Below are 12,802 nucleotides of genomic sequence, written 5' to 3' on the forward strand. Positions count from 1 at the left end.
AAACGAAAAAAGTTTAACAAACTAAAAAACATTAACGATGGAAAGTTATAAAAACACTACAAAAATACTAGTATTTATAGATTAAATATATATACTTTGCCGCGTTTACAACTCACATATAATTGTTTGGAGGGAGTATTGATGGCCATCAAACGTAAATCTACCACTAAACGTCGCGCTACAAAACGTAAAGCGACTAAGCGTAAGGCTACGAAACGTAAATCTACAGCAAAGCGTAAAACCGCTAAGCGAAAGACTAAACGTAAAACTAAACGTAAAGCGACTAAGCGTAAGACTGCAAAACGCAAGACGAAGCGCAAAACTAAGCGTAAGACTGCAAAACGCAAGACGAAGCGCAAAACTAAGCGTAAGACTGCGAAACGCAAGACGAAGCGCAAAACTAAGCGTAAGACCGCGAAGCGTAAGACCAAACGCAAAACTAAGCGTAAGGTTAAACGTAAAACTACTAAGCGTAAGACCAAGCGTAAAGCAGCAAAACGCAAGACCAAACGTAAGGTCAAGCGCAAAACTACTAAGCGTAAGACCAAGCGCAAGACTAAACGTCGTAGATAGTAGTAGTTGGATTAATAATCCAAACAAAAAAGGGCTCTTTAAGAGCCCTTTTTTATGTCTGAAGAATCATTTAAAGACTGTAAATTAAGTCTATAAATAGCTTTATATATAGGATTTACGCTACGTCATGCAAAACTTCAGGCTAGGAACAGTTTATAGACCGGATTAGTTGATTCTTCCCAATACCGATAACCTAGTTTTTCTAGAAACTCATCAAAACGAGTACGTTGCGATACGGGAACTTGTATACCTACCAAAACGCGACCATATGCCGCCCCATGATTACGATAGTGAAATAAGCTTATATTCCAATCGTGACTGATAGTTTCTAAAAACTTTAACAAAGCGCCTGGACGCTCGGGAAATTCGAATCTAAACAGTATTTCGTCTTTAATTTCTGAACAATGACCGCCCACCATATGACGTAAATGCAAAATCGCCATTTCATTTTCTGAGATATCCAAAGCAGAATAACCATCGGAATTCATGGTTTGCAACAATTGCTGCTTTTCCTGATCCGCATTCTCGACCCTCACTCCGACAAATATATGCGCAGCGCGATTATCCGCATAACGATAATTAAATTCGGTAATGCCGCGTGAACCCAAGATTCGACAAAATTTTAAGAAACTACCTGGCTGCTCAGGAATGGTGACCGCAAATAAACATTCGCGACGTTCCCCAAGTTCAGCGCGTTCCGCAATATGACGCAAACGATCAAAATTAACGTTTGCCCCGCAATTAATTCCAATTAACGTTTGTTTAGCAATCTTTTCGCCGTGAGCATTTCCTCTAGCGATGTATTGCTTAATGCCCGCTAAAGACAATGCGCCTGCAGGCTCAACCAAAGAGCGAGTTTCATCAAATATATCTTTAATCCCGGCACAGATTTCATCTGTACTGACTAGCAATACTTCGTCAATAAGATCTTTTGCTATTTCAAAGGTCTTTTCACCTATCTTCCTCACCGCTACACCATCTGCGAAAATACCTACTTGGCCCAAATCCACCCTTTTATTGGCCTTAAGCGCAGCATGCATAGTCGGCGCATCTTGCGGTTCGACTCCAATAATTTTTATTTCCGGTCGATAATATTTGATATATGCGGCCATACCTGCCACTAAACCACCACCACCTATTGCAATGAAAATGGCATCAATAGGTTCAGGATGTTGTTTCAGTATCTCCATGGCAACCGTGCCCTGCCCAGCAATTACATCCTCATCATCATAGGGATGCACATAGCTAAGATTTTGTTGCTCAGCCAATTGCAATGAATACTGATATGCCTCGTCATAGGTGTCTCCAAATAACACTGCTTTGCCACCTAATCTCGTAACCGATTCAACTTTAATGCTTGGAGTCGTCGTTGGCATGACTATAGTTGCAGGAATTCCAAGCTTGTTTGCAGCTAACGCCACACCTTGCGCATGATTACCGGCAGACGCAGCAATTACACCTTGGTTACGTTCTTCTTCGGTTAAGTGTGCAATTTTGTTATAGGCACCCCTTAGTTTGAAAGAAAATACACTTTGCTGATCTTCCCGCTTTAGAAATATTTTATTTCCAAGACGCGCAGAAACGACTTTTGCGTAATCAAGTGGTGACTCAATTGCCACATCATAGACGCGTGCGCTTTCTATATTTTTTATTAGTTGCTCGTTCACTTTCTTGATCCACTTTTCTGAGTTCGTTATTTTGGCCTATTTTTAGCCATTCGAGTCTTAATATGAAATTCTTATTCGCTAAATTTACGATGCTTTTGGCAGCGACTGTGGGTATTATTCAATAAAACCAAGTCGATACATACATGTCATTAGAAAAAAAGAAACAAATTGCTGCTGAAGCCGCGCTAGATTATATCCAACTTAATGATGTTGTCGGTGTAGGCACTGGATCCACTGCAAATTACTTTATTGATGGTCTTGCAAAGCTTAAAGGTAAAATAGAAGGTGCCGTAGCAAGCTCTGTAGCGTCTTCTGAGCGATTAAAACAACATGGCATAGCTGTGTTGGATTCAAATAGTGTTGCATCGCTACCAATCTATGTAGATGGCGCAGACGAGACCACAATGCATAAACATTTAATCAAAGGCGGCGGTGGCGCGCATACGCGTGAAAAAATTGTTGCAGCGATCTGCGAAAAATTTATTTGTATCGCGGATGATTCAAAATTAGTCGATGTATTAGGTGATTTTCCTCTACCTATAGAAGTTATTCCAATGGCACGCAGCTATGTTGCTCGACAATTAGTAAAATTGGGTGGAGCTCCAGAATTACGTGAAGACTTTAAAACCGATAACGACAACCTTATTTTGGATGTACATAACCTTGAGATACTGAACCCAATAGAGATGGAGAAGCAGTTAAATAACTTAGCAGGGGTTGTCACAGTAGGTATTTTTGCAATTCGCCCTGCAGATGTACTTATTCTCGGCACCGACCAAGGAGCTGAAACATCTTAGGCTAAAAGGACTCTAACCTCAGAATACTGAATTTTTTGGAGAATTTCATGAATATAAAAATTGCACTATATTTATTATTGGCATGTTGCGTATTCTTTATCCCTAGCCATGCCAAAACACCCCCTGAACCAGAAGCCTATGTCTACATCATCAGCCCCGTAAATGGAGAAGTCGTAAACAGCCCGGTATTAGTAAAGTTTGGATTGCGAGGCATGGGTATTGCACCTGCCGGAGCCGAAATAAAAAATACTGGCCATCATCATTTATTAATAGATGTACAAGTTTTACCGGATACGACTAAACCCATTCCCTCTGATGAAAACCATGTACACTTTGGCAAAGGGCAAACAGAAGCATTAGTAGAACTTTCGCCGGGTACACACTCAATGCAGCTTTTATTTGCTGATTTTGTACATATCCCTCACGATCCTATTATTCTATCTAAGCCAATTATAATTCATGTAGCTGAGTGAAGCATTTTTGAAATCTTTTCGCCAACGCCTGCAAGCAGGTGAAGTTTTATTAAGCACCCTGGTTTCATTTCCAAGCCCTGAGGTTGTTGAGTTACTTTCAAAGCTAAATTTTGATTGGCTGTTTATCGATGGCGAACACGGTCCTTTTGGCACGCTTGAAATGCAAAGAATGCTGCAAGCAGCGGGTAATAATTGCCCATGTTTAATACGTGTTCCTAGCAATGATCTGGTTTACATCAAACAAGCTTTAGACATCGGTGCGGCTGGCATCATTGTTCCGCAAATTAATAATGCAGAAGAAGCCCAAGCAGCCGTCCGTGCAGCCAAATATCCAACACAAGGTAATCGTGGAGTTGGCTTAGCGCGCGCATGAATATGGGATATCGTTTACTGACTATTTAACCAAAGCAGATAATGAAACCTGTGTGGTGATACAGGCTGAAACGCGTGGTGCTATTGAGCACATAGAAGAAATTGTTGCGATCAAAGATGTCGATGCAATTTTAATAGGCCCTTATGATTTATCAGCCAATCTTGGCTATACAGGCGAGATTACACATCCGGAAGTAGTTGCAGCTATTGATAAAGTTGAATCTGCATGCAAACAAGTAGGCGTAAAACTAGGTTATTTTGGGGTGAATGCGGAATCAGTGCTTCCCTATAGGGAAAAAGGCTTCACACTGCTTACTATTGGCGTAGATAGTTTATTCGTTTTGAATAGCGCACAACTGCTTTTAGATGAAATGAACGCTTAAATTCAATCTGATCATGTCTCGTAAACTAGAAATAACGATTAACGAACATAAAATATTCGCAAGCTTACGCAACACTGCCACAGCAAATGCAGTTTATGCTGCTTTACCGTTTGCATCGAATGTGCAAACTTGGGGTGATGAAGTTTATTTCTCAACTCCTGTGTCCCATCAAATCTTAGAAAACGATGCCAAAGATGTTGTTGAATTAGGTGAGCTCGCATTTTGGGTAGAAGGTGATTGCATTGCTATAGGCTTTGGCCCCACTCCTATTTCTCAAGCTGATGAAATAAGACTTGCAGCTCGCATCAATATTTGGGCAGATACTGATTATGATTTAACCGCACTGAAAGATGTGCAATCGGGTGATGCAATTAAGCTTGAACTTAGATAAAGCATTAGCTTGTAGCGATAAATTTGCTACGGATCATACGGTAAATTATCAGCGCAACGATTATTCCCAATAAATCTGCTGCAAAATCATACATACTGAATACCCGTCTAGGCACATAAAGATGTAACACTTCAATCGCTAAACCAAACACCGCCATTACCAGCGCGGTGGTAAAAAAAGGCTTACTGAATTTGTATGCAAACAACAATAAAATGGATAAAAGGAAAAATGTTCCAAAATGAGCAAGTTTGTCCAAATTTTTTATCGAATAGCTAACCGAACCTGGCATCGATGATAAAACTGCAACGGCTATAGCTACTATCCAAAATATTACCTTCACATAACTTTGTTTTATCCGCATAACTTTTATAATTTTACATCAACCAAGTATTTATAGACCGAACATGTAGCAGATGGTTTCAATAATCAATTCATGCCCTAGCACCTTCTACCACCCACCATACAAGACTCTTTCAAACTGTGAAAATCGCACATAAATTCTCATATGTAATAGGCGCAATCTTCATGGCTGCAGCAATAGTCGTTTTTACCTGGCTACCTTCATATGTAGAAAAATCGAGAAATCGAGTATTGCCTAGTGTAGATGCAGAGATTCCAGCTGAAACGAAAATACTACACCAATCGTTATTCATTGCAGATTTACATAGCGATTCACTATTGTGGAACCGTAATTTAGCCAAAAAATCGGACTACGGACATGTAGACATCCCACGTTTAATCGAAGGCAATATTGGACTACAAGTTTTTTCAGTCGTCACGAAGACACCCAAGAACCTTAATTTAATTAAAAACTCTGATGATACGGACAACATCACCTTACTTGCTATCGCACAGCTGTGGCCAATTGAATCTTGGTTTAGCTTATTTGAACGAGCCAACTACCAAGCAAAAAAACTACATCGTGTAGCGGATCATTCAGAAGGTGATTTTCACTTAATTGAAAATCAACAAGATTTTAAAAACTACTTGCAAAAACGTGAAAATAATCCTCACATTACTGCAGGGCTACTTAGCCTTGAGGGCGCACACGCATTAGAAGGAAAACTTGAAAATTTAGATAACTTATTTAAGGCAGGATTCAGGGTCATTGGCTTCGCACATTTTTTTGATAATGCGTTGGGCGGATCAGCGCATGGAATCAATAAAGGGGGGATTACAAAATTTGGTAAACAGGTGCTAAAACGCATGGATGAGCTAAATATATTTATCGATATATCACATGCTTCTCCTTTGTTAATAGAGGATATTTTCACCTTAAGTAAACGCCCTATTTTAGCCACTCACACCGGTGTGCAAACGGTTTGCGCCTCTGCATCAAAAAGAAATTTAACCGACAAACAAATTACGCGAGTTGCCGCATCAGGTGGTTTAATCGGGATTGGCTTTTGGCCCACAGCCACGTGCAATAAAAGCATAGCTGGCATCGTGCAACCCATCCGCTATGTAAGCGACCTAGTGGGAATTGATTATGTTGGTCTCGGGTCCGATTTTGATGGCAATGTACTGGTACCCTTCACTTCATCAAGTATCGAGCAACTTACCCATGCACTAACTCAAGCTGGATTTAGCGAACCACAAGTACACAAAATAATGGGTGGAAACCTGAAAAGACTTTTTTTAGAATATTTACCTAGCATATAGACCAAAAATAAATCAGCTTCGTTATTTGTCGTTAACGTCTTTTGTAGCAGAGTAATTTTTGTCTTGGTAACGCTTATAAACCAATTCAGTCGCAACATCTGATAATAATTTTTTTGGATTTTCAGAGCAGCGCTTAATCACCAAATCTGTAAGTACATAAATATCTTCTCCCCAAGTAATGTCATAAACATCTTCGGATGTGAAATTTACTCCAGACATAAATCCTGAAAGCCACACAGCTCCGAGCTCCCTATAGCTTTCTTCTTCAGTTTTCATAGTGAATTCTGCGCATTGCATATTGCCCAAGCCAATCGCTTCCCAATAACCCCCGCCATAAACTTCTGCGTATGCTACTGATGATTGGATAACATAAGCAGCAAATACAGTCATTGAAATTCTTTTAATACATTTATTCATATTTTCACAAATGGCACCAATAAGGCGCATTTTCACCTTTACATTGTTCTTCAGATTCCATCAGAACACCTTCCCGATATGCATTAATTTTATCTAACAGTGGCCCACCAAACAAAGATAGTGCAATGTAAATAATTCCAATAACTAAGGAAAAATGCAAAATAATATTGTAGCTATTTTTTTTAACAGAAATAACTTTTTTGTGCTGCAAAATAACCAATAAACCTGCGGCTACAGTCAAAATTACAACCACTAATAGAAACATACTTGGCATTATATTATCGCTTGAATCAATGATTAAACTTTACTACTGCAACGAACCTAAAATATACAAGTGCTACATTCAAAAATCAGAAATATCACATTTCATTAAAATATTTTCAGAAAGGTTTCTGGAAACGAAAAATGAATGTGCTGTTAAATCTATTTCCTTTTCTTTAGAAAATCCGTACGACTCGTATAATTTTATTGCTGCAATATTATTTGCATATACGTGCAAGCTTAAACACTGAATTCCTTTTTGCAATGCTCTTTTAGCAGCATGGTCAAGTAATTGGCTCCCCAGACCTTGGCGTCGATATTTATCAGCCACACCTAATGTGTTGATATACCAACTATTATCAATCTGATTATCAGAAAAATACCGCATCCATTGAACACGGTCTTCACTTAGTACGCTTTGTATTTCTGAAGTTAATTGATTTGAATCTGAATGATAGGAAAATACTAGTCCAGCGATGCTATTTTCATCTAGGACTAGATCTACATTTTTATACGAGTAGTTCGAATCTTCAGCAAGCACTAAAGCTAGATGTCGCAGTGCAAATAAATCAGGCACCAGTGAATCTAACAAGTACTCTATATGCCCATGACCAACTGAATTGATCCAACTAGCAATCTGATCACAATCTTGTAACTGGCCCGTTTTAAATTGAATCGACATGGTGAGTGCATTTTTGCAAAAAAATTACAAAAAACTCAAGCTTTTTGACTGGAAGATTTTAAATTTTTCAAGCTTCTGCAAATAAGCATTCCTTGAAAACAACACTGCCCACATTAAGTGGGCAGTGTTTCAAAAAATAACTTGCTAATAACTTGAAGATTGAAGCAAGTAATAATTGCTTTAACGCTTTGAGTACTGCTCTTTCTTACGAGCTTTACGTAAGCCAACTTTTTTACGTTCAACTTCACGAGCATCGCGAGTAAGGAAGCCACTTTTGCGTAATGGTGAACGAAGCTCTTCATTGTATTTTAATAACGCACGTGCGATTCCTAGTCGAATTGCACCCGCTTGACCATTTGGGCCACCACCTTTAACCATAATATTAAGGTCAAAAGAGTCTGATGTTTCGGTAACTTCAAATGGTTGTCGAATAATCATGCGTGATGTCTTTCTACCAAAATAAACATCATCGGCACGCGTATTAATGGTGATTGTGCCCGAACCCGGCTTCATGTAAACACGAGCCGTTGAGCTCTTTCTTCGTCCGGTGCCATAAAATTGTTCTAATGCCATTTCTATAAACCTATATATCTAAAACTTGTGGCTGTTGTGCAGCGTGATTGTGTTCAGGACCAGCATATACTTTTAATTTTCTAAACATGGCTCGACCTAGTGGATTTTTTGGCAACATGCCTTTAACCGCAGTTTCTAGTACTCGCGTCGGGTGTTTTTCCAACATTTCACCTAAAGGAACTGATTTAAGGTTACCCACATAGCCGGTATGCTTGTGGTACATCTTGCCTGCAAGCTTATTGCCAGTAACACGTACTTTTTCAGCATTAATCACAACGATACAGTCACCTGTATCTACGTGAGGAGTATAAATAGGCTTGTGCTTACCTTTTAGTCTTTTGGCAATCTCACTCGCTAAGCGCCCAAGGGTCTTATCGGTAGCATCTACTAGAAACCAGTCTCTTTCTACTTCTGCTGGTTTGGCGCTTACAGTACTGGTAGTTAACATCTTATTTCTTCTACTGTTTTATATCTGGTTTATTCTGGAGACTTATATCTCAGGAAAGGCGCGAAATACTATCGAACTACGCCCATGCTTACAAGGAAATCGAGGCCTACTTAGCTAACTATTTGGCTATACATTCCTATTTCTGGCCATTTCTCGCCTATTTTCTTAGGGCAAAAAAAAGCGCGGAAACTTGCGTACCGCGCTTAATAATATATCTACTAGAAGTAGATGGAGGAGTTCTGAAGCTTTAACGGCTATCAGAATATGTGTATGTTCTAATATTCTTCTATTATTGTCAACTAATATTGTAGCTAATTGTTGCTATATATAGCGTTATTGCCGGTAGTTGTATCTATCTTGAGATAAATAATAATTTTAAATTTTTAACCTTTCGACAATTTCACCATGCATCAAGTGCTTAGTGATTATTTCATCCAAATCTTCTTCATTCGTATAGCGATACCAAACTCCATCTGGATATACCACGGCAACGGGCCCTTCATCACAACGATCTAAGCAACCAGCCTGATTAACGCGTACCCCACCCTGACCCGATATACCCAGTTCTTTGGTTTTAGTTTTAGCATAAGTTCGGAGTTCTGCTGCATCATGATCTTGGCAACAGGCCTTGTCTTCACGTTCATTCACGCACATAAACAAGTGACGTTTGTAATAAGACATCTTTTATACCTTTATCGATTTGCCCTTCTTAATTTATATAGGGCAAACTACTTGGTGATTAAACTTTCATAATTGTATCAAGACAGGATTCTCCACCCATTTCCTAGTTGGGCCAAGAACGTTTTTAAAAGCATACCTAAATATAGATGCCTAAACCTATGTCGATAGCCGAGAATATAAGCAAGCAAGAGATCATTACGGCTGCAGACCAGTGTGTGCTGTGTGGCTTATGTTTACCTCATTGCCCCACCTATGCAATTGCAAAAACGGAGCCGGAATCACCTAGAGGCCGCATCGCACTCGTGCGTGCATTATATGAAGAGCAATTAGATGCAAGTGAATCCATAAGTTCACACCTGGATCATTGCCTTACGTGTATGAGTTGCGAACGCGTATGCCCCGCAAATGTTGACTATGAAAAAATTATTGATGCAGGTCGTGCGATAACTCGCAAGCAGCGTAATTCACTAACACAGTCTCTGCTATTGTTTATATTAAGCAGTATTAGCGTACGAAAAATTACAAAAATGTGTATTTCAATTTTTCAATCGCTTGGTTTATATGGTTTATTTTCAAGTATCCGTTTATTTAACTTACTGCCTGAAACCTCAATTAGCATTCCGAACAATAATATAGATAGCAGCAGTAGCGGCCCCAAGGTAGCCATCATTAACTCATGTGCTGCTGATCTTATTAATGACCAAACAATTAAGTCGGCAGCGTTAATTTTATCTAAATTAGGATGCAATGTTATTCCGCAGAAACAGACTCAATGTTGTGGCGCACTACATCAACACACAGGTAATCTAAAAACCGCAGAGTCATTAAGAGAAGATTTTTTACACTCCCTTGAGACGCAAAAATTAGATCACGTAGTCAGCTTAGCAACAGGTTGTGGTGCACAGATCAAACGCTACTCAAATTTTGATGAGTCGCCCAGTACAAACGATCTTGTTAATAAACTTATAGACGTAAATGATCTTGTATTACAGCAGCTAAATATAAACGACCTAACATTCAAACCTCTCGCAGAAATAGTTTATCTACATAAGCCTTGCTCGCAACAACAAATAACAAACGATCCTAAAGCTGTAGAGCGCTTGCTACAATTTATTCCTGATATTGAAATCATTCATTTTGAAGATCAGTTGGCATGCTGTGGTGCCGGAGGGATGAATACCATCACGGAAGAAAAAATTGCAGATCAACTTATTGAAAATAAAATTCATGAGATAAAAAGCTCTTCAGCAAATTATCTTGTAAGCAGTAATATTGGCTGTGTATTGCACCTCCATTCACAGCTAAAGCGCAAAAATATCGACACACAGGTTTGCCACCCCATCACATTACTCGCACAACAGATGCTATAATTTCAAGAGAGATTAATTATATGCGTAACTTCAATACAACTGACCATTTCCTTTCACATGTTGATAAAGGTTTAAGAACTTTATTAGCTAAACCGAATGCGAAAAAATCATCTTCGCCTGCGGATAAAGTACAGAGCAAACCTGAGTTAAGTGAGCCTGATAAAAAATTATCCGCTCGATTAATGCGCGTGAATCATGCAGGTGAAATTGCTGCTCAAGGCCTATATCATGGACATATGCTAATGGCTAAAGACGAAAGCATTAAGCAAAAGTTTAACCAATCCGCACAAGAAGAAGAGGCACATTTAAGTTGGTGCGAAAAACGTCTTGATGAACTTCAAGATCGTCCCAGTGTGTTCACACCCGTTTGGTATCTTGGCTCTTACGCAATGGGCGCAGCAGTAGGCGCACTTGGAGACAAATGGTCTCTAGGCTTTGTGTCAGAAACCGAAAAACAAGTAGTAAAACATTTAGACAAACATCTATCACGTCTACCCGAAGATGATATTAAAAGTCGTGAAGTTTTATTAACAATGCGCGAAGAAGAAGCGATGCATGATAAGAGTGCTCAAGCTGCTGGCGCCTATGATTTACCGCAGCCTGCCAAAACATTGATGGCTGCCGTTTCAAAAGTAATGACAAAAACTTCTTACTGGATTTAATAAATTTGAATCATTAGTCTAGGGAATTAATACCATAGAATATTTCACTCATTTCTTTCTTCAATTTTTCTTCAATATTTTCTTGTTCTGAGCTTTCTAGCGCACCCATTCCTTTCCCAAACAAATAGCTATCAAGATCAAAGTCATTCAACATCATCTTAGTATGGAAAATATTTTCTTGATCAACATTCATATCAATCATTTGATACTGGTTTTTTGTTTTTTCTGACAAAAAGTCTTGAATCGATGTTATTTCATGATCAATGTAGTGCTTTAAACCATCAATATCCCTGGTAAATCCTCGTACTCGATAGTCCAAGATAACAATATCTTCGTTAAAACTATCGATTAGATAATTTAGCGTCTTAAGTGGCGACACTCTCCCACAAGTCGAAACATCTATGTCTACGCGAAAAGTACTGATCCCATTATCAGGGTGATATTCAGGATATGTATGCGCCGTTACATGGCTCTTATCTAAATGTCCAACAACAGATTGCTTGATTTCGTTCTGAACCACTTCATACGGTGTATCTTCTTTAGAGAATATCGCTTCTGCCAGATCGTGCTCTTCAGATATCATGCAAGTAACACTTGCGCCACGCGGCTCGTAGTCATAAACAGACATATTGAGAATACTTGCGCCAATTCTGTTCGTAACTTCAGTTAATACAGTCTCTAAACGAGCAGCATTATATTCTTCATCAACATACTCTAAATACTCTTGTTGATGTTCTGGAGTCCGCGCATAACAAATATCATAAAAATTAAAACTTAAGGTTTTAGTAAGATTATTAAATCCATGTAATTGTATTTTTTTATCACCCAGGTCCATTTAGCATGTTCCATATTGTAATTTTTGTGTTATTTAAACTATTGCCTTTAGGATAAATACAGTTTTAAGCTTCATCTAATTTCATGATCAAACGTTATGTTTACATTAGGCCGCATCATTTTTACTACAGAACAGTATTTATCGACCGACAACTCCACGGCTCGTTTCACATGTTTTTCGTTTAATTCATCGCCAGCGATAATGAAGTGCATATGAATTTTTGTAAACACGGCAGGAATTTCATCGGCCCTTTCAGCATCGATTTCTATTTGGCAATCGTTCACGATTTGCCTGGATTTTTCGAGTATTTCCACGACATCAAAGGCACTGCAGCCCCCTAAACCCACTAAAATCATCTCCATAGGGCGAGCAGCTATATTCTGCCCACCGTGCTCGGGAGGGCCATCCATCGTCAAAGTATGCCCACTACCCGTCTCAGCTTGGAAGGATCGTTGCTCTAACCACTTGATTCGTACTTGCATTTCTACCGTTTGATCCTTTTTACTATCGACATCAGTAAGTTATCTGGCATAGACTAGTGAAAATCACAATTTC

The 12,802-nt window shown here is 39.0% G+C and carries 19 protein-coding genes; 9 read left to right on the plus strand and 10 right to left on the minus strand.

The annotated features are described in order from the left end of the window. The first annotated feature begins 141 nt into the window (after window positions 1–141). Window positions 142–573, plus strand: coding sequence for a histidine biosynthesis protein HisIE (locus GKR92_08235; protein QMU61683.1), 432 nt, complete (start codon window positions 142–144; stop codon window positions 571–573). 137 nt (window positions 574–710) lie between these two features. On the opposite strand, the gene ilvA is transcribed toward GKR92_08235, so the two are convergent. Then, complete coding sequence (gene ilvA / locus GKR92_08240; GenBank protein ID QMU61684.1) at window positions 711–2,240, minus strand: threonine ammonia-lyase, biosynthetic; 1,530 nt, start codon at window positions 2,238–2,240, stop codon at window positions 711–713. Window positions 2,241–2,383: 143 nt separating this feature from the next. Between ilvA and rpiA the strand changes: the two genes are divergently transcribed. From rpiA to GKR92_08265, 5 genes are read left to right on the plus strand one after another with little or no spacing between them, the layout of a single operon-like run. Beyond that, window positions 2,384–3,037, plus strand: a complete 654-nt coding sequence (gene rpiA, locus GKR92_08245; GenBank protein ID QMU61685.1) for a ribose-5-phosphate isomerase RpiA — start codon at window positions 2,384–2,386, stop codon at window positions 3,035–3,037. Between the two features lie 47 nt (window positions 3,038–3,084). Next, a complete protein-coding gene (locus tag GKR92_08250) occupies window positions 3,085–3,510 on the plus strand; it encodes a DUF4399 domain-containing protein (GenBank protein ID QMU61686.1) in 426 nt (141 codons plus the stop codon). Then, entirely contained in the window at window positions 3,503–3,883 is a 381-nt protein-coding gene (locus GKR92_08255; GenBank protein QMU61687.1) for a hypothetical protein, read from the plus strand. Before GKR92_08250 ends, GKR92_08255 begins: the two co-directional genes overlap by 8 nt. A 7-nt stretch (window positions 3,884–3,890) precedes the next feature. Next, on the plus strand, window positions 3,891–4,265 hold the full coding sequence (locus GKR92_08260; protein ID QMU61688.1) for a hypothetical protein: 375 nt from the start codon (window positions 3,891–3,893) through the stop codon (window positions 4,263–4,265). Window positions 4,266–4,278: 13 nt separating this feature from the next. Then, window positions 4,279–4,656 (plus strand): hypothetical protein, encoded by a 378-nt coding sequence (locus GKR92_08265; protein QMU61689.1) that lies wholly within the window; start codon window positions 4,279–4,281, stop codon window positions 4,654–4,656. Window positions 4,657–4,660: 4 nt separating this feature from the next. Here GKR92_08265 and GKR92_08270 read toward each other — a convergent pair whose 3' ends face one another. Beyond that, the gene (locus GKR92_08270) at window positions 4,661–5,017 is read right to left on the minus strand and encodes a hypothetical protein (GenBank protein QMU61690.1); all 357 of its coding nucleotides are present in this window, start codon (window positions 5,015–5,017) and stop codon (window positions 4,661–4,663) included. A 164-nt stretch (window positions 5,018–5,181) separates the two neighbouring features. Between GKR92_08270 and GKR92_08275 the strand changes: the two genes are divergently transcribed. Beyond that, on the plus strand, window positions 5,182–6,318 hold the full coding sequence (locus GKR92_08275; protein ID QMU61691.1) for a peptidase M19: 1,137 nt from the start codon (window positions 5,182–5,184) through the stop codon (window positions 6,316–6,318). 21 nt (window positions 6,319–6,339) lie between these two features. On the opposite strand, the gene GKR92_08280 is transcribed toward GKR92_08275, so the two are convergent. From GKR92_08280 to GKR92_08305, 6 genes are all read right to left on the minus strand, one after another. Continuing rightward, a complete protein-coding gene (locus tag GKR92_08280; GenBank protein ID QMU61692.1) occupies window positions 6,340–6,765 on the minus strand; it encodes a hypothetical protein in 426 nt (141 codons plus the stop codon). Then, on the minus strand, window positions 6,740–7,009 hold the full coding sequence (locus GKR92_08285) for a hypothetical protein (protein QMU61693.1): 270 nt from the start codon (window positions 7,007–7,009) through the stop codon (window positions 6,740–6,742). The genes GKR92_08280 and GKR92_08285 overlap by 26 nt, the downstream gene beginning before the upstream one ends. Window positions 7,010–7,078: 69 nt before the next feature. Continuing rightward, window positions 7,079–7,678 carry a GNAT family N-acetyltransferase gene (locus GKR92_08290; GenBank protein ID QMU61694.1) on the minus strand — a complete coding sequence of 200 codons (600 nt, stop codon included), beginning with the start codon at window positions 7,676–7,678 and terminating at the stop codon, window positions 7,079–7,081. 180 nt (window positions 7,679–7,858) lie between these two features. Further along, window positions 7,859–8,251: a 30S ribosomal protein S9 gene (gene rpsI / locus GKR92_08295; GenBank protein QMU61695.1), complete on the minus strand. Its 393-nt coding sequence runs from the start codon at window positions 8,249–8,251 to the stop codon at window positions 7,859–7,861. A 10-nt stretch (window positions 8,252–8,261) separates the two neighbouring features. Beyond that, window positions 8,262–8,699 carry a 50S ribosomal protein L13 gene (rplM, locus tag GKR92_08300; protein ID QMU61696.1) on the minus strand — a complete coding sequence of 146 codons (438 nt, stop codon included), beginning with the start codon at window positions 8,697–8,699 and terminating at the stop codon, window positions 8,262–8,264. A 375-nt stretch (window positions 8,700–9,074) separates the two neighbouring features. Beyond that, complete coding sequence (locus GKR92_08305; protein QMU61697.1) at window positions 9,075–9,380, minus strand: (2Fe-2S) ferredoxin domain-containing protein; 306 nt, start codon at window positions 9,378–9,380, stop codon at window positions 9,075–9,077. Between the two features lie 146 nt (window positions 9,381–9,526). On the opposite strand from GKR92_08305, the gene GKR92_08310 reads away from it, so the two are divergent. Further along, entirely contained in the window at window positions 9,527–10,750 is a 1,224-nt protein-coding gene (locus tag GKR92_08310; GenBank protein QMU61698.1) for a 4Fe-4S dicluster domain-containing protein, read from the plus strand. A gap of 20 nt (window positions 10,751–10,770) precedes the next feature. Further along, window positions 10,771–11,412 carry a 2-polyprenyl-3-methyl-6-methoxy-1,4-benzoquinone monooxygenase gene (gene coq7, locus GKR92_08315; protein QMU61699.1) on the plus strand — a complete coding sequence of 214 codons (642 nt, stop codon included), beginning with the start codon at window positions 10,771–10,773 and terminating at the stop codon, window positions 11,410–11,412. Between the two features lie 13 nt (window positions 11,413–11,425). Here coq7 and speD read toward each other — a convergent pair whose 3' ends face one another. Both speD and GKR92_08325 read right to left on the minus strand, forming a co-directional pair. Then, the gene (gene speD, locus GKR92_08320; GenBank protein ID QMU61700.1) at window positions 11,426–12,247 is read right to left on the minus strand and encodes an adenosylmethionine decarboxylase; all 822 of its coding nucleotides are present in this window, start codon (window positions 12,245–12,247) and stop codon (window positions 11,426–11,428) included. 71 nt (window positions 12,248–12,318) lie between these two features. Next, window positions 12,319–12,729 carry an OsmC family protein gene (locus tag GKR92_08325; GenBank protein ID QMU61701.1) on the minus strand — a complete coding sequence of 137 codons (411 nt, stop codon included), beginning with the start codon at window positions 12,727–12,729 and terminating at the stop codon, window positions 12,319–12,321. Window positions 12,730–12,802: the final 73 nt, after the last annotated feature.

The sequence above is a fragment of the Gammaproteobacteria bacterium genome (genome assembly GCA_014075255.1).
GTDB lineage: Bacteria > Pseudomonadota > Gammaproteobacteria > UBA4575 > UBA4575 > JABDMD01.